We start from the raw sequence: 21,984 nt of genomic DNA on the forward strand, positions 1-21,984 counted from the left end.
CGCTTACTCCACAAAACGGCCTTTGATAGCAAACAAACCTTGTGGACGTTTTTGAATAAACAAAATCACAAGAACCAGTAGAATAATTTTCGCTAAGACCGCACCCATGCCGATTTCCAGCACTGTGCCACTGACACCTAGACCTAAGGCCGCCAGTACTGCACCCCATACTTGACCAACACCGCCAACCACAACCACCAAAAACGCATCGATAATATAGTTTTGTCCTAAATCAGGACCGACATTGCCGACTTGTGCTAAGGCACAACCTGCCAAACCTGCAAGCCCTGAACCTAAACCAAAAGCCATCATGTCAATGCGGCTAGAACGGATACCTACGGCCTGTGCCATTTGACGGTTTTGCGTCACGGCACGAACAAATAAACCAAAGCGGGTTTTATTCAGCAAGTAAACCAGCAACAACAGTACCGCAACGGTAAAGCCAATAATGGCAATGCGGTTATAAGGCAGCATCAGGCTCGGTGTCACAGCGATCCCTCCTGACAGCCATGAAATATTCGACACCTCAACGTTCTGCGCACCAAAAACCATGCGCACCAATTGCATCAAAATTAAGCTCACACCAAAGGTGGCTAATAGTGTTTCCAATTGACGGCCATACAAGGGACGAATAACGGTACGTTCAATCAACATGCCGATCAAAGCACTGACAATAAATGCAGCAGGAATCGCGGCAATGAGGTACCAGTCGACATAGCTACTGAGATGACTCTTAAACAGGCTTTGCACCACATACGTGGTATAGGCCCCGATCATGATCAGTTCACCATGCGCCATGTTAATCACGCCTAGCAGACCATACGTAATGGCTAAGCCCAACGCCGCAAGCAATAAAATACTGGCCGTGCTCAGTCCAGAAAAGACATGTCCAGTCCATTCACTGGCCTGAATACGGGTTTTAATATTGCTCTTGGCTTCTGTCAGTGCGGCTTTTAACTCGGGATGCAGGTTGGCTTGTTGTAATTCCTGTTCCACCATCGCCAATACATCGGGACGGTTAGAATCTTGCAGCACTTTAGCCGCCTGTATTTTTTGTAATACATCGGGATTTTGATAATCCAAGCGTGCTTTGAGCTGCGCTAAACGGGCTTTAACTTTGTTATTTTTTTCATTTAAATACAATTGATTAATATTTTTAACATCCAACTCAGCCAAGTTATTTTCTAAAATATCGATCGCATCTAAACGCTGGTTTAAATCATCCGATTGCAGCTTTTCTTTCGCTTGCGCAAACGTTAAGGCTTTACGAAGGGTATTCACCAAGGTGACTTGAGATAAATCGGCAGGCCAATCCGTCACGGTTTGCAAATCTGGATAGCTCAATAATTTTTCGTCAGTTTCTAAAATATAGGTTTGACCGCTTTGACCACTATATAACTGATCTTTTTCAACCAATGCGGCCAACTGATCTAAGGATTCAATATCGCCCGGCCATTGATTGAGTAAGCTGCGTCGCTCGGTAAAACTCCCGCGAACAAATTGCTGAATGGCGTCACCTTGCTGCACAGATTGCACCGTAGGCACCACATCCGCTGCTGTTTCTGCATGCACGATTTGCAGACAGAATAATTGACTCAGGAATAGAAAAAGGATCGGAAAATTGCGTAATTTTTTCATCTTATAAGCATCCCTATTGAGTAATAGAACAACCCCATTTAGGGATCACATCAAAAAATGCCTGTTACACAATGGCAGCAGGCATTCGGATTGAATTATTTAGGGATGTACGGACTCCATGGCTCTGCAGCAATGGTTTTTGCGGTTTTGTGTACCACATCAAACTGACCATCGGCACGGATCTGACCAATCATGACTGGTTTATGCAAATGATGGTTCGACGCATCCATTTGCAAGGTATAGCCCGATGGCGCTTTAAATTCTTGGCCGGCCATAGCTTCACGCACTTTATCGACATCTGTGCTTCCTGCTTTTTCTACCGCTTGTTTCCACATATTGATGCCGACATAGGTAGCCTCCATCGGGTCATTGGTCACAAATTTATCGGCATTTGGCAGTTTGTATTCCACGGCATACTGCTTCATTTTATTGGTGAATTCAGTATTCACTGGATTTTTCACTGACATGAAGTAGTTCCACGATGCCAAGTGTCCGACCAGCGGCTTGGTGTCGATACCGCGTAATTCCTCTTCACCTACAGAGAACGCCATCACTGGAATGTCCGCAGCTTTGATGCCTTGGTTGCCCAATTCACGATAGAACGGCACATTTGAATCGCCGTTAATGGTCGAGATCACAGCAGTCTTTTTCCCTGCCGCAAACTTCTTCACATTGCCCACAATGGTTTGATAGTTGCTATGACCAAATGGCGTGTATTCTTCCATGATGTCTGCATCGGCAATGCCTTTCGACTTTAAGAATGCACGTAAGATTTTGTTGGTGGTACGTGGGTAAACATAGTCTGTGCCCAACAGTACAAAGCGTTCTGCCTTACCGCCCTCTTCACTCATCAAGTATTCAACAGCAGGAATCGCTTGCTGATTCGGTGCCGCACCTGTGTAGAAAATATTTTTAGACTGTTCCTGACCTTCATACTGAACGGGATAGAACAATAAGCCATTTAATTCTTCCACCACGGGTAGAACTGACTTACGAGATACCGACGTCCAGCAGCCAAAAATCACGGCCACTTTGTCTTGGGTAATCAACTGACGGGTTTTTTCTGCAAATAATGGCCAGTCCGATGCCGGATCAACCACCACAGGTTCTAGTTTTTTGCCCAATACCCCGCCATTGGCATTAATTTCATTAATCGCCATCAAGGCCGTATCTTTCAGAGAAGTTTCTGAGATCGCCATCGTGCCTGACAGCGAATGTAAGATCCCGACTTTAATAGTATCGCCACTTGCTGCAGCGGCTTTTGGTTCAGATACAGCACTTTCTGTTTTTTCTTCTGCAGGTTTTGAACAGCCCGTTAAAGCAATCGCCCCAGTCATCGTTGCTGCTAAAATACTTTTAGCAAATACATTGCGTTGAAACATTATTCACACTCCCAACCTAAGCTTGTAAGTCACATTTTTAAAATGCATTTGTTGTCTTTCATCACAACAGAGCAATTCAATAACTGTGCCAAGCCTTATTTTTTATTTTGATTGAGTGCTTTTATTTATTTTTAAATATTATTTTTCATATAGTTACAATCATAAAATCTGCTTTTAATTTTTTATGGGTCGATTCAAATACCATAAAATCACCGCAAAGATGCATACAAACTTGTATCCAACACTTGACCTATAATTGAACAATTTTGCGACGTTTTTCAAAAAATACGGTTTATTAGCACACAAATCATGCAGCTTTTCCTAAATTTAAAGCAAAAAAAACCACTTGCGTGGTTTTTTTCTTATTGCAATTTTAAACCGCCAAATCGGCCAAATTACCCTTCTGCTCCAGCCAGTGTTTACGGTCTGAAGAGCGTTTCTTCGCCAATAATTTGTCGAGTAAACCTGAAGTAAACTGTACGTCATCCAAGTCCAGTTGCACTAAACGACGTGTATTGGGATCCATAGTCGTTTCACGCAGCTGACTCGCGTTCATCTCACCCAAACCTTTGAATCGAGTAATTTGTGGATTTTTGGTTTTGCATTTTTTCAAAATGCTATTTAATTCTTCCTCATCCAGCGCGTAATGAACGTCTTTATTATCATCAATACGGAACAGCGGTGGCATCGCCACAAACAGATGTCCTTCCTCAACTAAAGTATGGAAATGTTTGACGAATAGTGCGCAAAGTAAAGTTGCAATGTGCAAACCATCCGAGTCGGCATCGGCCAAGATGCAAATCTTGCCATAACGTAGTTCTGACAAGTCGTCACTGCCCGGATCAACGCCAATGGCAATTGCAATATCGTGTACTTCTTGCGATGCCAAAACTTCGTCTGAAGACACTTCCCAAGTATTTAAAATCTTACCGCGGATCGGCATGATCGCTTGGAAGTTCTTATCACGTGCTTGCTTTGCAGAACCACCTGCAGAATCCCCTTCCACAATAAACAGTTCTGATTCTTCGAGGGTATGCCCCACACAGTCAGCCAATTTACCTGGTAAAGCTGGACCTGAAACAATCTTTTTACGTTCAACTTTTTTCGCAGCTTTTAAACGGCGACCGGCCTTGGCAATCACCATTTCTGCCAGTTGCATAGCAATATCAGAATTTTGATTCAGCCACAGTGCAAAGGCATCTTTAGCAATATTTAACACCACACTAGAGGCTTCACGGCTTGAAAGTCGTTCTTTGGTCTGACCCGAAAATTGTGGCTCTTGGAATTTTAAAGACAGAATAAAGTTGACGCCATCCCACACATCTTCGGCAGAAAGCTTCATATTCCGTGGTAATAAATTCCGTAATTCACAGAATTCACGAATCGCATCTGTCACACCTGAACGTAAACCGTTGACATGAGTACCGCCTTGCGCAGTTGGAATCAAATTGACATAACTTTCTTGAATCTGTTCGCCGCCTTCAACGTTCCAGCAAATGGCAAATTCAGCACTGGCACGTTCAGCTTCACCAGTCGCCACAAATGCAGGAACAGGAACGATGTCACGGTCTTGCAGCTCATCCATCAAATAGTCGACTAAACCATTTTCAAATTGCCATTCGATCTTTTCGTTGTTGATTTGATCGATATAAATAATCTGCAAGCCTGCCGCCAAAACAGCCTTGGCTTTTAAGTTGTGTTTTAAGGCTTTCAGCGCAAATTTAGGCGAATCAAAATATTTGGCTTCAGGCCAAAAATGCACGGTAGTACCGGTTGCACGTTTAGCGCATTTACCTTCCAACACCTCAAGCGGTGCCACAGGAACGCCATGTTCAAAGGCCATTTTATATAGATTGCCTTGACGCTGAACTTCCACTTCAACACGATCTGACAGTGCGTTCACCACCGAAATACCCACACCGTGTAAACCACCTGAGAATTGGTAGTTATCGGTACTGAACTTACCACCGGCATGTAATTTGGTCAGAATAATTTCAATCCCGCTTTGACCATACTCAGGATGAATATCAACAGGCATACCGCGTCCATTGTCTTCTACCGACAAAGAACCATCTTTATAAACCGTCACAGTAATTTTGTTGGCATGACCTGCAAGCGCTTCATCGACGGAGTTATCTATCACTTCCTGCGCCAAATGGTTTGGTCGTGTAGTGTCTGTATACATACCCGGACGGCGACGTACCGGATCCAGGCCAGATAAAACTTCAAGTGATTGAGCCGTATATTGCGTCACGTTGCAAAATTCCCTGCTTTTTGGTTAAAACATTTCTTCGAGCGCTACAGTATATGCTTTTTTATTAAAATGCATATCTCTTGCGATCAGCCGCCATTTTCTTAAACAATTTAAACGTCAAATGATGTCGTAACTGCCTATTTGTGTATGTTGAATCTAGCTGGTCAGCATTTGTATTGGATCATTTTATTGAGGCATATTTTTGACAGCATCAGATAAAAACTGCAAGAGCATCGGTATTTTTTCTGCAAAATCATCCATGCCATGCGTTCCACCCACCTCAGTGATCAGCATAGCCGTGCCGGCTTGAACCGCACTATAAAAACTAGTGGCATCACGATAATCCAAGGTTTCATCTCCTTGTTGGAGCAAGACCAACAGTTGATCTGCATTTTCAACCTTAGATACAGCCAAAGCCTGCATTTGATTGAGCTGTGCATCATCCAAGCACCACGTTTCAGTTACCTGATAAGGCAATGCCGTCTCACCAAATAAATCACGAAATAATAGCCATGGATAGACCGCGGGATTGATGAGCACCGCAGGAATATGATGCCGCGCCATCAACTGCGTCGCATAAAAACCACCTAAACTACTCCCCACCAAAACCACATCATCCAAACCTTCAATCAGTTCTGACATCTTTTGCATCACCTGTAGCGGTGGCATATTCAAATCTGGCAAATGCACATGCAGACCATTTAAGTCTGCGCAATGGCGCCGCAGTATCTGTCCTTTCACTGAATTTGAGTTACTTTGAAAACCATGCAAATACACAATATTCATCATTTTGATTCCAAATTGATCTTTAAATTGCTTTAAAAGTGGCATATAAGTGCTAACTGCGTCACATTTTCTAAATTTGAATTTTTAGTAAAATTGTCAGACAAAAGGCATTCACCGACAGGTCTGTTATCGGTATTGTAAAAGCTGTTCGTGAGAATTTTATAAAATAAACAATGAAACTTCAGGCTATTCCAGTAATAAATACAATCGAGGGATAGCATTGAATGTAAGGATAGGAACATTATGCCTAGCTTAACACCATTGCATGAAACCTATTGTAAATGGGACCGCACTCCACCCAGTCAAGCAGATGTGCTGGAAGGTTTGGCACAACTCGTGACAATGCGTTTTAGTGATGTCGTGCATGACTTGATCAAAAACATTCAACGTGAAATTTTAATCAGTATTTTTGGAATGAGCGAACAAGGCTCGAAAGCCTTTCATAAGCAGCCGACCATTGCACGGATTTACGAATTTTCTTACAACACTTTTTTCAATTATGGCAATTATTTACTTGCGCCAACGCTGCGTAGCATTATTGAAAAATTCCCACGCTTACACGACAAACCCCTCACTCCGTCTTTACATTTTTTAGTGGGCGCACTGAATGGGGTCTTGGGCGACTATTTACTGAAATATCACAACCCGATGGCCTTACCGATGGTGGTTTACGACCATTATGGTGCGGTACAAAAAGGCGAATTAAACGGTCGTATTACCCTGTTAATTCATGGGCTGTGCATGAATCATCTGTCATGGTCGACAGCCAAATATGGCGGCATTGGTGAAAAATTACTGTCACAACGTGACCACAACACCATGCTGTATTTAAATTACAATACGGGTCGTCGTATTTCGACCAATGGTCGCAGCCTCGCCAATACATTAGAAGATTTGGTCCGTCGTAACCCGGGTATTACCAGTATCGACTTAATTGGTCATAGTATGGGGGGCTTAGTGTCCCGTAGTGCCATTTTTTATGGCAAACAAAATATGTATCAATGGATTCATCAAGTAGAAAATCTAGTCTGCTTAGGCTCACCGCATCATGGTGCTGTGCTTGAACGTATCGGATTTCATCTGCAAGATCAATTGGGGCGTTTCCCCTTGGTCAAAATCGTGGGCCACGTGGTGAATATTCGCAGTAACGGCATTTTAGATTTGCGCTATGGCAGCGTGCGTGATGATGATTGGGAACATAATGATGTCCGTATTGGACTCATGGACGACAACCGTAAACCAGCCCCGATTCCATCGCATATCAATACCTACCTCGTTGCAGGGACCATCGAATATGAACATCGTCGCAATAAAACGCGACATGTGATTGGAGATTACTTGGTCAGTGTGAAAAGTGCGTTAGGAGAACACCCAAATGCACGGTATCAACTGAAAGTGCCAGATTCACATAAAGCAATTTTTTATGGCTTGAACCATTTTGAAATTCAGCATCATCCGCAAGTGGCTGAGCAAATCGTGCATTGGTTCTATCCAAACAATGACGATAAAGCTTGTGATCATATCTATGAATTTATGATGGACTTGGAAAGTGTGGAAGGCATTGCCCTGACCTAAGGTAAACTTCCCCCATGCAGACTCGTATAAAAAAGCCCTCTGTTGAGGGCTTTTTTTGCTTCATAGAATTAGAATTTATCACGTAAACGTGGCACTGGTTTGCTTGGGTATTTACGTAATAACTGCCAAAGACTGAGCAAGGTTAATACCGCAAAAAACACCAATGACCAAACCGGTAAGGATTGTCCCAAGAAGGTCCAATCCACTTTGGCACATTCACCAGAGCCGGTCAGTACTTGCTCAAAGACCGATTTTAAAGGCAGCGTTTCTACCCAATAATCCAGTCCCGGACCACAACTCGGTATTTTATCTGGCGGTAAGTTTTGCAGCCAAATATGACGCGCAGCCACCCCAGCAGACCATAGAATTGACAGTGTCCCCAACAATGCGTAAATTCGTTTACCCCAATTCGATGCTGGATTGTGAATCAATGCAATCAATGAAATGATGCCAAGTCCAATCAAACCAATACGTTGGAAAACGCACAACGGACAAGGTTCTAAGCCTTGTACATGTTCTAAAAACAGCGCAAAAGACATACCGATCACGCTGGCTAAAAACAACAAACCACTCACGAAGCGGAAACTCCATTTCATGGTAAATCCTCTTAAAATTTTTTATCTGAAGTTTTTCAAATATTCTTCAAAACTCAAGGTACAGTCTTGCTCAAGTTGAGCCTGTTTTTCTAAAGACTGCTCAGCAGCTTGTGCAAAATATGCAGCAGCTTCAGGGCTCAAGACATGCTGCTCATACACTTCAGCATGTTGTAAGGCCATAAAGCTACCAAAGCCCCAAGTTCCACCTTGTTCTAAAGTATCGCTAATCATACGTGCCGACAATGTTTCATCGACTTCATCGATGCGTGATTGCATCACAGCCATTGCCTGAGTGTAAATATCTGTATTGTAAGAATCATCCAGCAATTCAGCCAACGGTTGCATCGCAGCAACATGTGTACGACACCATGTTTCAATTGGAATCGCTTGGCCTTGCTGTAAAATCACTGCATTTGGCGCACGACCACGGTTCACTACTTCCGCTTGATTTTTCTCAATTTCATTTTGTTCGGCGTCTAACAATGCTGGGCTGTCTTGCAATAAACAGTATAGAGCCACCACTTCAAGCAAGCCTGCCGTGTCTTCATTGATTCCAATCGGGCTATAAGGATTGACATCAACCGCACGTAGTTCAACATAACCTACGCCACGATTTTGCAGGGCTTCAGATGGTGTTTCACCATCCTGCGGCACTTGTTTCGGACGAACCAAACTGTAGTATTCATTTTCAATTTGCAATACATGGTCATTAATTTGAATCGGATCACCGTGTTCATCATTTAAACCTAAATGACTAAATGCGGCATACGGGGTATGCACCGCTTTTTGCAAACCTTCCAAATACGCCTGAATGTCGTTGTAGTGAATCCCTAACTGTTTTTGTGCTGAATTTTGATAGCCAAAATTTCCCATACGCAGTGCCGTCGCATAAGGTAAAAATAGCGTGCCTTTTAAGAGCGGTAACAGCTGATGTTCTCGTCCAGTCATAAAACATTTACACACCGACGGGCTCGCTCCAACCAAAAACATCACCAATGGCGTTAAACGGATAAAATTACGGATCAGGCCAAAATAACGATGACTGCGATAATCCTGTAAGCTCAATGCTTTAAGGGCATCATCAGTTTCGTGTTGTTGCAGTGCTTCAAAGAAATGATCTGGGAAGGATAAATTATAATGCACCCCTGAAATGGTCTGCATCCGGCGACCATAACGCACCCCTAAACCACGACGGTACAAGGTTTTAAAACGTCCTATATTCGAGCTGCCATATTGCGCTAAACGAATACTGTCTTCATCTTTATCCAACATGCATGGCATCGACAACGGCCAAAGTTTTTCACCATGTTCTAAATGCGTATGCGCAACAGCATGAATATCTTGCAGATAGTTCAACGCCTCTGTAATAGTTTCTTTTGGTGGCGTGATAAATTCCATCAAAGCTTCAGAATAGTCTGTCGTAATATGCGGATGAGTCAAAGCCGCACCCAAGGCTTGGGGATGGTCGGCCTGAGACAAGAAACCGTTGCTTTGCATACGTAAGCTTTCACGCTCAATACCGCGCAACATTCCTTTAATCAGCGAAGAATCTACCCAAGTCGGTAAAATGTCTTGAGAGGTCGATTCGGGTTGACTCATTGCTATCTCGCTTAAATGGAAGAAACTACTAAAATAAAATCATCAGTTTATATCAGTATAACGCGATTTGAAGTGGGCATATGACCCACTGTATAGTTTTGAGACAAACCGTGATTTTATTTTGGCAATTTTTTATCACAAACTTACTCTATATGACATTTGAAATTTGTGATTTTATAAACAAATATATGCTAATAATGCTTAAAACTTATGAATTATCAAGATATTCTCGAATTTTGGTTTAACCCAGAAAATCAGCCCAATTGGTTCGCTAAAAGCAATAATTTTGATGTTTTAATCGAAAAAAAGTTTAAAGACATCCATCAAGCGGCCAGTCAAGCAGAACTGTGGCAATGGCGTACTACTGCCGAAGGTCGATTGGCTGAAATTATTGTTTTAGATCAATTTTCTAGAAATTTATTCCGTGACTCTGGCTTGGCTTTTGCCCAAGATGCACTGGCTTTGGCGCTTGCACAAGAAGCCATCGCGCAGGGTTTAGATCTACAATTAAGCCCTGAACAGCGCTCATTTTTATATATGCCCTTTATGCATAGCGAATCGACAAAAATCCATCAAAGCGCGTTAAAATTATTTGAGCAACTGGGCAATCCGATCAACTTAGAATTTGAAAAAAAGCATAAAGTGATTATCGATCGATTTGGACGTTACCCGCATCGCAATGCGGTATTGGGCAGAACATCTACAGCAGAGGAATTGGAATTTTTAACCCAGCCCAATTCTAGCTTTTAATTGACGGCTTTTGGCCAGTATCTCCCCTTGCCATGAACCGATTAAACAGGAGTATGCGCATGAACAAACTCATTATCGCAGCAGCCATAACCGCAGCACTCGGTTTAACTGGCTGTGCCACAACCCCATCAAAACCTTTGACCTTTGAACAACTCGGTCAATATTCTGCGACACCATTAAATGCTCAAAGCTATCGGATTAGCTTCCAAGCTAGACCCAATATGAGCTATGGTACTGCCGAAGAAATCACCTTGGTTAAAGCCGCTCAAACCACCCTACACAATGGCTTTCAATATTTTAAAGTCATGGATGACCCGAGTAATCGGAGTCAAAAACCGCCGCGCCAAGCGGTGATTTACCCAGACCCTATGCCTTATCCATATGGCTATTATCGTCGCCATCCCGGATTTTGGCCAGGCCCGTTTTATGACGTTCCACAGGTGGTCACACTCGATCCAACTCAAGTTTCCTACAGTATTACTTGCTATAAAGATCGTGCCAAAGCCCCTCAGGATGCCTTTGATGCTCGCTTGATTTTGCAGTCACTCGGAGCTAAATATGGTTTAGACAGCCAAGGAAATCCTTTGCCTGTAGCCGCTGAGCCTACCTCTAAATAAGTCAACCCATAGAGACCCGATCATTGATGAGCCCAACTGAACAGCCCGCTGTTTCACCTAGTCTGCAACGCAGTAAACGCTTCGCCACCATTGCTTTGGTGGTGGCGGTGCTGGCGTGGATTGCATTGATGATCGCAGCTAAATTACTGCCCGAATATGTTTGGCTCATTCATATTTTGATGCTTTCAGCAGAAGCTGGCGTGGTTGGTGGTTTGGCAGACTGGTATGCGATAACCGTTTTATTTCGCAATCCCTTTGGTCGTATTCCGATTCCTAAATTTTTACGTGACCACACAGAAATTATTCCACGCAATAAAGCGCGCATTGCTGAGTCCATGGGCCGCTTTGTTCAGGAAAATTTTCTTTCACCACAAGTGGTTGAAAAAAGTTTAGCGGAGACGGATCTCTCTCTTGCCGTCGGGAAATGGTTGGCCAATCCGCACAATAATGCGCAAGTGACTCAAGTCATTCAGCAAACGGTACCGAAAATTTTCGAATTTGTCGGTCAGGAACAAATTGGACGATTTATCCAAAATAACAGCGTGCAATGGGTACGCAATACGCAAGTCAACCATCTTGCCAGTGAAATGCTACGAGCAGTTTTAGAAAATGACTTCCATCAAGATGTCCTGCAACGTGGACTGGATTTAGCCCATGATTGGATGCTACAGCATCCTGAACAAACCCGTGATTTATCACGTCAGTTGTTTAAAGAACTTGGGGTATGGAAGCTAGCTAAAGGCGCCAGCTGGATCGGCATTGATGTACAACAACGCACCATTGATTCACTGGTCAGTCGTGTCGAGTCGATGCTTGCCGACCATGAACATCCGTGGCGCCGTAAAATCGAAGACATGGCACAGCAGCTTATGCAGCAACTGGCGGACAATCAGAGTGTTGCCAGCCAACGCCTGAACAGTACCAAAGATGCCATGCTCGATAGTCCACAAATGTTGAATTTTATCAGTGGTGCAGTGGTGATTTTATGCGACGCGATTCGTTCTGATTTAGAAAAACCCGACTCTGGGATTGCACAAAACCTACGAGTCGCCATTCAACAAGTGGGCGAAAATATTGTCTCTAATGTCGCTGTACGCCAATTGCTGAATGAAAAAATGAGTGATATTGCCATCAATCTCTCCGATCAATATAGCGAAAAAGTTATTCGGTTTATCAGTGAACGTATACATGAATGGGACTCACGTGAAATGATCGATAAGATCGAAAACGAAGTCGGTGGCGACTTGCATATGATTCGAGTCAATGGTGTCGTGGTCGGTGGTTTTATTGGCCTTTCACTGGGGATTATTCGTGCCTGTGTAGAATGGCTGCTTTAGCCGCCTGCAGCAGTCCTCCTCAAAGGAGATTGGCCGCAGGTTTGAGCTTTATGTGTAGAACCGTTAAACTTTGCCGATCCGAAAATTTAATAGAACAATAAAATCTATGCACTTACCTGCCATCTATACACTACCATTCATTCTAATCATCAGTAGCTTAAGCGCTTGCCAGACCATTTCCAAAACCAGTAGCACAGTCAGCGACAAAGTGATGGGCATGCTCGGTAAAGAAAAAGCCCCTGAAATCGATAAAAAAGGCACTGTCGATATCAGCAAAAGTACCCAACAACAGTTAGAAACCCTACTGACCAATATGCCGAAAAATCAGTGGATCTATATTGAAAATGATCAACAAGGCACATCTACCCTCAAAAATAAATCGGCAGATAATTTCACTTTGAGCTTCAAATTAAATTGCAAAATCAGCACTCAGCGCCCAACTTTCAGTATAAGCAACGCGGATGGCCAAGAGATCCTAAAAGCACATGATACAAATGTGGGGCAAATTCAAATTCTGCTCGACAATAAAAACTTTGGAAATCCGTTTGAGACAGCCCATCAGCAAAAGTTCCAAAGCTTTAAAACCGCTGTCGCTCAGGCCAAAGTCATTAAAGTGTTTAATGCCTCAAAACTCTATACCTTCCAAAACAACAAAGCCGAATTACTCTCTAAAGCAGTAAGTTGTCGCGATAGCCTATAAATATTTAAAGCGAAATGCAGTAAGTCACCGTTTTACTCAACTGTGACTTACATGCAGGCTTATTTTGCAGGTGGCTGTGGCCCTGACATATCAACCAGCAGGCCTGTAAACTTTCGAACAAATGGCAATAAAATCAGTACAATGGGAAAAGCAATTGCCCATGAAATCATCCAATTATGCAGCCATAGAGTCATAAATCCCTCAAACCAGCCTAAATTTCTGAGCATATTAATAAACGAAATAATGCCGCTCATAAGACAGGATAAAATAAACGGCACGATAATCAGCGCCCAGCGTGCAGCTAACTTCGGCACATTGCCAAAAATTTTAGGGGTGGGTTGTGACATGTCCATATACTCAAGCAGTGATCCTGAATCGCTAAACTACTTATATCGTTTTACTTCGATATAAGCAATGCTTCCACTTTTATCGAATATTTTTTATTCGCAACAAATGGGTTCACCTAAAGAGTCTGAAATTTGCTATATTTACCGTTTTTCTGCGACATTTATTTTTCGACTGATTATGAATACGGCAATACAAGCAGCGCTCGATCATGCAGTGCAATCCCTTCAAGCTGAAGGTGTACTCCCAACTGACTGGAACAATACTAGCAATTTGACCCGAACCAAAGACCGAAGCCACGGTGACTTTGCGTCGAACATTGCCATGATTGCCTCTAAAGCTGCAGGTATGAAGCCGCGTGATTTAGCCGAAAAAATTCTGGCAAATCTTCCAGAAGTCGCAGATATCAGCAAAGCAGAAATTGCAGGTCCTGGCTTTATTAACTTCTTTTTAAATGCTGACCAACGTTTTGCTGTCTTAGACCAAATTCAAGCTCAGAAAGATCAGTTCGGTCGCACACAGGCCAATGCTGAAAAACGTGTTCAAGTGGAATTCGTTTCAGCCAACCCAACGTCTAGCCTACACGTTGGTCATGGTCGTGGCGCAGCTTACGGTATGACCGTTGCCAATCTCCTTGAGGCAACAGGTGCTAAAGTTGACCGTGAATACTATGTCAACGATGCTGGCCGTCAAATGGATATCTTGGCGACATCGACTTACTTGCGTTATTTAGAATTGACCGGTCAACAACTGGTCTTCCCTAAAAATGCATATCAAGGCGACTACGTTAAAGAAATCGCACAAAGCATTATCGACAAAGATGGTGATGCTTATGTACGCCCTGTTGCCGACATCTACAAAGATGTTCCAGAAGATGTGCAATATGCTGCTGAACTCGATAGCGAAGGCAATAAAGTCGTTGTTTCAGGCGATAAAGAAAAACACATTGATGGCCTAATTCATAATTCACAAAACCATTTGGCTGCGGGTTACCGTGTGTTCCATCAAGCTGCGCTGAAAGCCATTCTCGATGACATTAAAGATGACCTCGGTGAATTTGGCGTGACTTTCAATCAATGGTTCAGCGAAGCAACCTTGACTGAAAAAATTGATGAAGCATTACAAATGCTCGATCAACGTGGTTTCTTATACGAAAAAGATGGCAACATCTGGTTCAAATCAACTGATTTTGGTGATGAAAAAGACCGTGTTGTGAAACGTCGTAATGGTCAAACTACATACTTCGCATCCGACATTGCTTATCATTTAAATAAACTACAACGCGGCTATACCGATATCATTGATATTTGGGGTTCAGACCACCACGGTTATATCGCACGTGTGAAAGCAGCGATTGATGCGCTTGGCTATGATTCTAAAAAATTGACGGTGCTTTTGGTTCAATTTGTGAGCCTATGGCGTGGCGGCGAGATGGTTCAAATGTCATCTCGTTCAGGTCAATTCGTGACTTTACGCGACTTACGTAAAGAAGTAGGCAACGATGCTGCTCGTTTCTACTATGTCATGCGTAAATCAGAACAACACATTGACTTCGACTTAGACCTTGCTGTGTCTCAAAGCAAAGACAATGCGGTGTACTACATCCAATACGCACACGCACGTATCTGCCGTATGCTCGAAAAAGCCGCTGCGACAGACGTTCAATTCTCTGCTGAAGCTGCACGTCAATTTGCAGCTAAACTTGAGTTAGAAGCTGAAACTGAAGTTCTTGCTAAACTTGCGGCTTACCCTGAAATTGTGGTTCGTGCAGCAAACAGCTATGAACCACACCAAGTGGGTAACTACTTGAAAGAGTTGGCGGCGTTGTTCCATGGTTGGTACAACGAAAATAAAGTCTTGGGTGATGATGCAGAACTGACTCAAGCGCGCTTATTACTGTCTGTAAATGTACAGCAAGTTTTACGCAATGGTCTTGAATTATTGGGTGTGAGTGCGCCTGAATCAATGTAAGCAATTCTTAGCATACGTTAGAATCCGTCCATGTATGACCATATACATTGACGCCAATACAGGCTCTTTATGAGCCTGTATTTTCATGGATATTCAGTCATCTTTTTATGAAAAATTGAAGATGTTGAAATTGTGAAAATTAAACATAAACAGCATGACAGTCATGTAATATATAATAATCAGAACTTGGTTTTGGGTCAGTTCCCACTAGGTTCGTAACAATTACAATTAAAGAGGTTTCCTCGTGTTTGGAAAAACGCAACGCGGTGTATCAGAGCGGCCAAATCAGCCTAAAAAACCATTGATTCCTGCATGGTTAGGTACACTTGTGATCATTTTAATCGTGTTGAGTTTCTTGGTGGCCTTGATGTTATGGAAACCATGGGAGCCGGTAAAACCGAAAGGTCAAATTACCTCTGAACACTACCAAGAAGAAACCAATAAAGATTACCGTTTTTATGATCTGTTGCCTCAGCAACAAGTCACCCCGATTCCAGATCAAGCTGTGCCTGAAACAGATACCAAAGAAACCGTGGTGATCGTTGAAGCACCTGAAACGGATACCACTACACCGACTGAGCCGGGTATTGAAGCCACAGAAACAACACCTGCCCCTGCAAGCTATATTTTGCAAGTGCGTAGCTATGATGACCCTGACCAAGCCGATGCCCGTCGTGCAGAAATTATTTTAAATGGCTTATCTGCCGATGTGATCCAAAGTAATGAAAATGGCAAAGTTTGGTATCGCGTCGTGTCTGGCCCCTATGATTCACAAGAAGCTGCTGTGATTGCACAGCAAACTTTACGTCATAGCAGTATCGACTCGATTGTCGTAAAACGCTAAATTTTGCAATTAAAAAAAGCGCCTGATGGCGCTTTTTTTTATTCATTCCTTCAATAAAGGGAGGTTAGAAGGGATTCTTTTTTGAATACATCAGCTTAGCTCAAAAACCTCTCCCTAACCCTCTCCTAAAAGGACAGGGAATTCATTAAATGGTATGCCCTAAAGCTTCGCCCATCACCACAGTCGAGTTGGCTTTAAAGGTCGCATCCCATTGCATTTTGTTTTCTTCAAACAACACTACCGCTGTTGAACCTAAATAGAAACGGCCCAATTCTGCACCTTTTTCTAAGAATAAATCGTGTTGATTGAGTTCCAAACGCCCTGTCGGTTTAACTTTACCTGTAGCCACGGTTTCAATACCTGCCACGATCATTGCACCTACCAGTACGACCGCCATACGACCAACTTCTGTATCAAATAAGCAGACCATGCGTTCATTACGAGCGAATAAACCCGGAATATTTTCAGCAGTGGTTTGGTTTACAGAGAATAATTCACCCGGTACATACAAAGTTTCTGTCAATGTCCCTGCAAATGGCATATGTACACGGTGGTAGTCTTTTGGAGACAAATAAACCGTAGCAAACTGACCATTTTTAAACGGCTCAGCCAATTGTGGATCGGCAATCAGGTTTTCAACAGTGAACTTCTGCCCTTTGGCCTGAAATACATCACCATTTTCAATTTTACCCAGTTGTGAAATCGCACCATCTGCGGGTGAAACAACACTGTTGGCATTTGCATCAACTACACGTACGCCTTCTTTTAAAGAACGAGTGAAAAATTCATTGAATGATTTAAATTTCAGGGCATTACTTTGCTCAGCAATCGACATGTCGATGCCATACTGTGCTTTAAATGCGGTAATCACAGCATTTTTCACCACAGGGTTTTCGCTTGCAGCCAATTTACCGACGATACGTGATAATTTGTGCTGTGGAACAACACGCTGAGCTTGAATAAAAATTTGTTTTTTTAACTGAGATGTAAGGCTCAAGACGGCAACTCTCCGGTGATCACAGGACTATCGAGTCGGTTGCCCCACTCGCTCCACGCACCATCATAAGCTCGAATATTCCAACCGAGTAAACGTCCTAGTATATAAGCTAGGCCCGACCGATGATGGGACTGACAATATACCACCACAGGTTCGTTTAAATTGAATCCCAATTGTTCTAAGCGTTGTTGTGTGCGTTCTAAAGGATGCAATTTTAAATGATTTTCTCGGTTAAGGGCAGTACTCCATTCGAAATGTCGTGCCCCCGGAATGTGACCGCCGCGTCGCGCTGCTAAACGTAAGCCTGTATATTCATCTTCGGTACGGCAGTCCCATACTTGGATCTGCTCCTGCTGTACACGAGCCAATAGCTCATCATAATTTGTTTGATACTGAGCACGCGCCTCTGCACTTACTTCAACCAATGGGCTCACGGGTTCAAATTGCTCAATTTCAGACGAGGTCGGTAAGCCTGCCCCAAGCCAAGCATGGATGCCACCATTGAGGAGACTGGTATTTTCAAAACCGAGGCAATGCAAGTTCCAAATCAGTCGGCCAGCCCATGCCCCACCTTCATCGTCATACACCACCACATGATGATCTGGACTGATATTCAGATAGCTGATGAGCTGTTCTAAACCGGCTTGGTCAGGTAAAAGCCCCATCGCTTGTTCTTCTTGACGCACTAACAGTTTCGGCTGCACATGCAGTGCATGTGGAATATGCAATTGGTCATAAACCGAACGACGACTCAAATCGACGATCCGTAGTTTTTCATTACCAAGATGTGAAACCAATTCTTCCGCTTCAATCAGCAGACCAAAATTCAGTGTAGATGCTGTCATCGTTGTTCGTGTTGTATTTTGTGCGATTAAATTCGATCTTAGCATAAGTCATTTTCACTATTATTCTGAATCTTTGCATTCCTTTAGCAATATTTTAGATATAAAAAAGCCGAATCATTGATTCGGCTTTTTTAGTTTTATCTAATGCTGTGTTTAAGCGCTAACTTCAGAGATGTCAAACACCTGACGCAGATACGCCAAGAAAGTATCGTTATCTGTCATGGTTTTACCCGGACTATCTGAAATTTTTGCCACAGATTGACCATTACATTCAACCAGTTTCAGTACGATATTCAGCGCAGTTTGCCCCATATCATTGGTCAAGTTGGTGCCAATACCAAAGCTAACTTGGAAACGGTCTTTGAAGTAATTATGCAAATCCCACGCTTTTTCGATATTTAGACCATCACTAAAGGTCAGCATTTTACTTTTGCTATCGACTTTAAGCTTTTTGTAATGCGCATAGGCTTTATCGCCCCATTCATACGGGTCGCCACTGTCATGACGTAAACCGTCGAATAGTTTGGCAAAGTACAAATCGAAGTCACGTAGGAACGCATCCATACCGACAACGTCCGTTAAGGCTATTCCTAAGTCACCGCGGTATTCCTGCACCCATGTTTCTAGCGCAGACTTCTGGAAGTTACGTAGACGAACATCAAGCGCTTGGAATGCTTGTAGAAACTCATGCGCCATCGTACCAATTGGAGTAATGTTCAAGTCTTTGGCAATCAGAACATTACTTGTACCGCGGAAAATATACGGTGAAGCCTGATTTAATTCTTCAATTACATGCTTTTGCCATGCATAACTATAACGACGACGCGTGCCAAAATCAGAGACCAAGAATGGTGGATCATTTGGATTTTGCCGTGCTTCATACTGCTTCAGCAAGGCAACCTTATGTTGTAAACGGCGCTCACCTTCGGCTAAAACTTCTGGTGTACGAATACGTTGGAAATATAATTCATTGACGATGGCTAAAACAAAGATTTCAAACATCATCGCTTGAACCATTGGGCCTTCTACCCAAATGTCGAGTCGACCTTCATCATCAATACCCGCTTTAATAAAACGGCGTTTAAGCTGAAATAATTCAAGATAATCAACAAAATCGCTTTTAATAAAACGTAAACTGCGTAAATACTGCAATTCATCTTCTTTAAACTTCAACTGACAAAGCATGTCGAGCTGCATGTTTAAATCATCCAAAATTTCAACCAGTGGATAGGCTGTATCATCCAAGTTACGGCAGCGAAAGTGATACACACTATGGGTTTGCGGAAATTTGTGTAACACCACCTGAAGCATGGTGAATTTATACAGATCTGTGTCTAATAAGGATTGGATGATTGGAGACATAAAGACTTTCAGTTTTTTATCAACTCTTTGCATTAAAGCATACTTTATTGATAAAAAGCCGATTGATTTAGTGGAATAACTTATAAATCACCGCGATTCGTCGACTTTTTTCAATTTTTTTGCTGAAGCTGAGCGCGATCAAGCTCACTATTTTTTGAGTAACTGTCGATATTTTTCTTCTTGACCAAATTCACGCGCAAACTGTTCTGCAGTCTTTTGCCCCATTTTTTTGGCATTTGCATCGCAATCCACTTGGCGTAATTGCTTTGCAATCGCCCATTCTAATTTAAACATGGCACCCATCAATGCGGTGTTGCCTTTATTGTCACGTGCGCAGCGGTCTGCACCTTGTTCCAGCAAACGAGTCACAATATTTTGATGACCATAATAGGTCGCCATCATCAGTGGTGTAAAACCCGAAGCATTGCGCACATCGACCGGAAAACCGTGCTTAAGAAATTCATTGATGACTTCTTCATTGCCAGTTTTGGCTGCAGCAAAGAAAATTGCGATCAATTCCTGTTGTGAGGTCATCTGATCGCTTGCAGTTGCTTTAGCGGGGGAGATATCTTCCGCGATTGCCACGTTTGCGAATGCGGAACCAAACGCTAGAAGACTGGCTAAAGTCAAATGTTGCATAACTTTCATGATGAACTCCAACAGAAATCGAATGTAGAATTGAATTAGAAATAATTCATTTCATAAAAATGAATATTTAAGGAGTGCCTATGAAACTCCCCCTAGGGTGCAGGAAAGGTATGGAGCTTCATAGGACTTTTTTGAGGTAACGTTCTAGACCCTAGTTACCAATCCTTAAGACTGATCGAAATTAGTCTTTCAGTTGTGCTGCTTTAGCTTTTACAGTTGCAAGGTTACCGTTTACTGCTTTAGTCATACGTGTACCGTAGTCTGCATCTGCTTTATAGAAGTAAGACAACATGATGTGCTTGGTTTCAGAATCTTTTACGTTGCCAAGATCCGCAGCCAAGTTCATGATTAAATCGTCTTTTTCTTTAGCAGAGTATGAACGGTAAAGCTCACCCGCTTGCTTGAAGTTTTGCTCTTTGGTACCGATCTGTTGAACTGTGCCTGTCAGCGGAGTTTGAACAGCGCGTGCTTTCTCAGTGGCAGCTTTAGGCACTTTACGGCTTGGCTCGTAGTTCACATCAGAATCACGCTCGCTAACATTCATGTAGCCATCTTGGTTGTTGTTGTTTACAGCAACTAATGGACGGTTGACTGGAATTTGCTGGTGGTTCGCGCCTAAACGGTACATTTGAGTATCTGAGTAAGAGAAGATACGACCTTGTAATAGACGGTCTTCTGAAGGCTCGATACCTGGAACTAAGTTACCTGGAGCCAATGCCACTTGTTCAGTTTCATTGAAGAAGTTTTTCGGCATACGGTTCAGCGTTAACGTACCGACTTTAGTTTCTGGAACTAGGTTCGTCGGCCAGATTTTTGTTGGATCAAGCGGGTCAAAATCAAAGCTGTTTAAATCTTTAGGATCTAACACTTGGATATAAAGATCCCATTTCGGGAATTTGCCCGCGTTGATGTTGTTATAAAGATCGTTAGTCAAGTGATTAAAATCTTTACCTTGTTGCTCAGCAGCTTCTTTAACGTTCAGACCTTTCACGCCTTGTTTAGAGCGGAAGTTGAATTTAACGTATTTGTATTCGCCTTTGTCGTTATAAAGCTTGTACGCATGTACACCAAAGCCGTCTTGTTCGCGGTAGCTGGTAGGCACGCCTTGGTTACCATACACATAAGTCAACATGTTGGTTGCCCATGGCTGGCTAGACAAGAAATCAAATACGCGGTTTGCGTCTTGAACGTTGTTGATTGGGCTAGGCTTCATGGCATGGATGAAGTCTGGGAATTTGATCGCATCACGGATGAAGAATACTGGAGTTTGGTTACCCACTAAGTCCCAGTTGCCTTCTTGTGTATAGAACTTGATCGCAAAACCGTGCGGGTCACGTAAAGTTTCTGGAGAACCTTTACCATGAATTACAGTAGAGAAACGTAAGAAAACTGGAGTCTTAGTACCTGCTTTGAACAATGAAGCAATGGTGAGATCAGATAAATCTTTAGTTGCAACGAATTCACCATAAGCACCTGTACCACGGGCATGTACCACACGCTCAGGAATACGCTCACGACCAAAACGTTGTAATTTTTGAACCAATTGTACGTCTTGAAGTAGAACTGAACCATTTGGATCCGCAGTAATCGAGTTTTGGTTATCGCCTACTGGTGCACCATTGTCTTTGGTTAATGGCGCTGCTTGAGTCGCCGCTGTTGCTGTTGCTAACATCGCAACCAATAAAGAACGCTTAAACATCGTCTTAATCTCTCTGTTAAATACCTTTCCTGCCCCGCA

General features: G+C 42.9%; 19 protein-coding genes. 7 read left to right on the forward strand and 12 right to left on the reverse strand.

All coding sequences use genetic code 11. The features are described 5' to 3' along the window. Positions 1-3 precede the first annotated feature (3 nt). From urtB to B1201_RS09210, 4 genes are all read right to left on the reverse strand, one after another. A complete protein-coding gene (gene urtB / locus B1201_RS09195) occupies positions 4-1,638 on the reverse strand; it encodes an urea ABC transporter permease subunit UrtB (RefSeq protein WP_078193240.1) in 1,635 nt (544 codons plus the stop codon). 95 nt (positions 1,639-1,733) lie between these two features. Continuing rightward, the gene (gene urtA / locus B1201_RS09200; RefSeq protein WP_078193241.1) at positions 1,734-3,020 is read right to left on the reverse strand and encodes an urea ABC transporter substrate-binding protein; all 1,287 of its coding nucleotides are present in this window, start codon (positions 3,018-3,020) and stop codon (positions 1,734-1,736) included. A 373-nt stretch (positions 3,021-3,393) separates the two neighbouring features. Continuing rightward, the gene (gene parE / locus B1201_RS09205; protein ID WP_078193242.1) at positions 3,394-5,274 is read right to left on the reverse strand and encodes a DNA topoisomerase IV subunit B; all 1,881 of its coding nucleotides are present in this window, start codon (positions 5,272-5,274) and stop codon (positions 3,394-3,396) included. Between the two features lie 186 nt (positions 5,275-5,460). Further along, positions 5,461-6,060 (reverse strand): YqiA/YcfP family alpha/beta fold hydrolase, encoded by a 600-nt coding sequence (locus tag B1201_RS09210; protein ID WP_078193314.1) that lies wholly within the window; start codon positions 6,058-6,060, stop codon positions 5,461-5,463. A gap of 243 nt (positions 6,061-6,303) precedes the next feature. Between B1201_RS09210 and B1201_RS09215 the strand changes: the two genes are divergently transcribed. Continuing rightward, the gene (locus B1201_RS09215; protein ID WP_078193243.1) at positions 6,304-7,635 is read left to right on the forward strand and encodes an alpha/beta hydrolase; all 1,332 of its coding nucleotides are present in this window, start codon (positions 6,304-6,306) and stop codon (positions 7,633-7,635) included. Positions 7,636-7,703: 68 nt separating this feature from the next. Here B1201_RS09215 and B1201_RS09220 read toward each other — a convergent pair whose 3' ends face one another. Continuing rightward, complete coding sequence (locus tag B1201_RS09220; RefSeq protein ID WP_078193244.1) at positions 7,704-8,231, reverse strand: disulfide bond formation protein B; 528 nt, start codon at positions 8,229-8,231, stop codon at positions 7,704-7,706. Positions 8,232-8,252: 21 nt separating this feature from the next. Continuing rightward, positions 8,253-9,830 (reverse strand): glutamate--cysteine ligase, encoded by a 1,578-nt coding sequence (gene gshA, locus B1201_RS09225; RefSeq protein WP_078193245.1) that lies wholly within the window; start codon positions 9,828-9,830, stop codon positions 8,253-8,255. 210 nt (positions 9,831-10,040) lie between these two features. On the opposite strand from gshA, the gene B1201_RS09230 reads away from it, so the two are divergent. From B1201_RS09230 to B1201_RS09245, 4 genes are all read left to right on the forward strand, one after another. Further along, a complete protein-coding gene (locus tag B1201_RS09230; RefSeq protein ID WP_078190604.1) occupies positions 10,041-10,580 on the forward strand; it encodes a DUF924 family protein in 540 nt (179 codons plus the stop codon). 59 nt (positions 10,581-10,639) lie between these two features. Further along, positions 10,640-11,197, forward strand: coding sequence for a CC0125/CC1285 family lipoprotein (locus tag B1201_RS09235; RefSeq protein ID WP_078193246.1), 558 nt, complete (start codon positions 10,640-10,642; stop codon positions 11,195-11,197). 26 nt (positions 11,198-11,223) lie between these two features. Further along, complete coding sequence (locus B1201_RS09240) at positions 11,224-12,534, forward strand: DUF445 domain-containing protein (RefSeq protein WP_078193247.1); 1,311 nt, start codon at positions 11,224-11,226, stop codon at positions 12,532-12,534. A gap of 106 nt (positions 12,535-12,640) precedes the next feature. After that, positions 12,641-13,234 carry a hypothetical protein gene (locus B1201_RS09245; RefSeq protein WP_078193248.1) on the forward strand — a complete coding sequence of 198 codons (594 nt, stop codon included), beginning with the start codon at positions 12,641-12,643 and terminating at the stop codon, positions 13,232-13,234. A gap of 59 nt (positions 13,235-13,293) precedes the next feature. Here B1201_RS09245 and B1201_RS09250 read toward each other — a convergent pair whose 3' ends face one another. Then, positions 13,294-13,581 carry a DUF2798 domain-containing protein gene (locus B1201_RS09250; protein WP_373684756.1) on the reverse strand — a complete coding sequence of 96 codons (288 nt, stop codon included), beginning with the start codon at positions 13,579-13,581 and terminating at the stop codon, positions 13,294-13,296. Between the two features lie 178 nt (positions 13,582-13,759). On the opposite strand from B1201_RS09250, the gene argS reads away from it, so the two are divergent. Both argS and B1201_RS09260 read left to right on the forward strand, forming a co-directional pair. After that, complete coding sequence (argS, locus tag B1201_RS09255; RefSeq protein ID WP_078193315.1) at positions 13,760-15,550, forward strand: arginine--tRNA ligase; 1,791 nt, start codon at positions 13,760-13,762, stop codon at positions 15,548-15,550. Between the two features lie 244 nt (positions 15,551-15,794). Further along, on the forward strand, positions 15,795-16,394 hold the full coding sequence (locus B1201_RS09260; RefSeq protein ID WP_078193250.1) for an SPOR domain-containing protein: 600 nt from the start codon (positions 15,795-15,797) through the stop codon (positions 16,392-16,394). 145 nt (positions 16,395-16,539) lie between these two features. Here the strand turns inward: B1201_RS09260 and asd are convergent, their stop codons facing one another. The 5 genes from asd to B1201_RS09285 all read right to left on the reverse strand — a co-directional run bounded on the left by asd (position 16,540) and on the right by B1201_RS09285 (position 21,945). Then, complete coding sequence (gene asd, locus B1201_RS09265) at positions 16,540-17,391, reverse strand: archaetidylserine decarboxylase (RefSeq protein WP_078193251.1); 852 nt, start codon at positions 17,389-17,391, stop codon at positions 16,540-16,542. Continuing rightward, on the reverse strand, positions 17,388-18,236 hold the full coding sequence (locus tag B1201_RS09270; RefSeq protein WP_078193316.1) for a sulfurtransferase: 849 nt from the start codon (positions 18,234-18,236) through the stop codon (positions 17,388-17,390). The genes asd and B1201_RS09270 overlap by 4 nt, the downstream gene beginning before the upstream one ends. 153 nt (positions 18,237-18,389) lie before the next feature. Then, positions 18,390-19,598 (reverse strand): nicotinate phosphoribosyltransferase, encoded by a 1,209-nt coding sequence (pncB, locus tag B1201_RS09275; protein WP_078193252.1) that lies wholly within the window; start codon positions 19,596-19,598, stop codon positions 18,390-18,392. A 147-nt stretch (positions 19,599-19,745) separates the two neighbouring features. Continuing rightward, positions 19,746-20,246, reverse strand: coding sequence for an ankyrin repeat domain-containing protein (locus B1201_RS09280; protein ID WP_078193253.1), 501 nt, complete (start codon positions 20,244-20,246; stop codon positions 19,746-19,748). A 181-nt stretch (positions 20,247-20,427) separates the two neighbouring features. Next, positions 20,428-21,945 (reverse strand): catalase, encoded by a 1,518-nt coding sequence (locus B1201_RS09285; RefSeq protein ID WP_078193254.1) that lies wholly within the window; start codon positions 21,943-21,945, stop codon positions 20,428-20,430. Between the last annotated feature and the right edge of the window lie 39 nt (positions 21,946-21,984).

Source organism: Acinetobacter sp. ANC 5600 (genome assembly GCF_002018395.1).
GTDB lineage: Bacteria > Pseudomonadota > Gammaproteobacteria > Pseudomonadales > Moraxellaceae > Acinetobacter > Acinetobacter amyesii.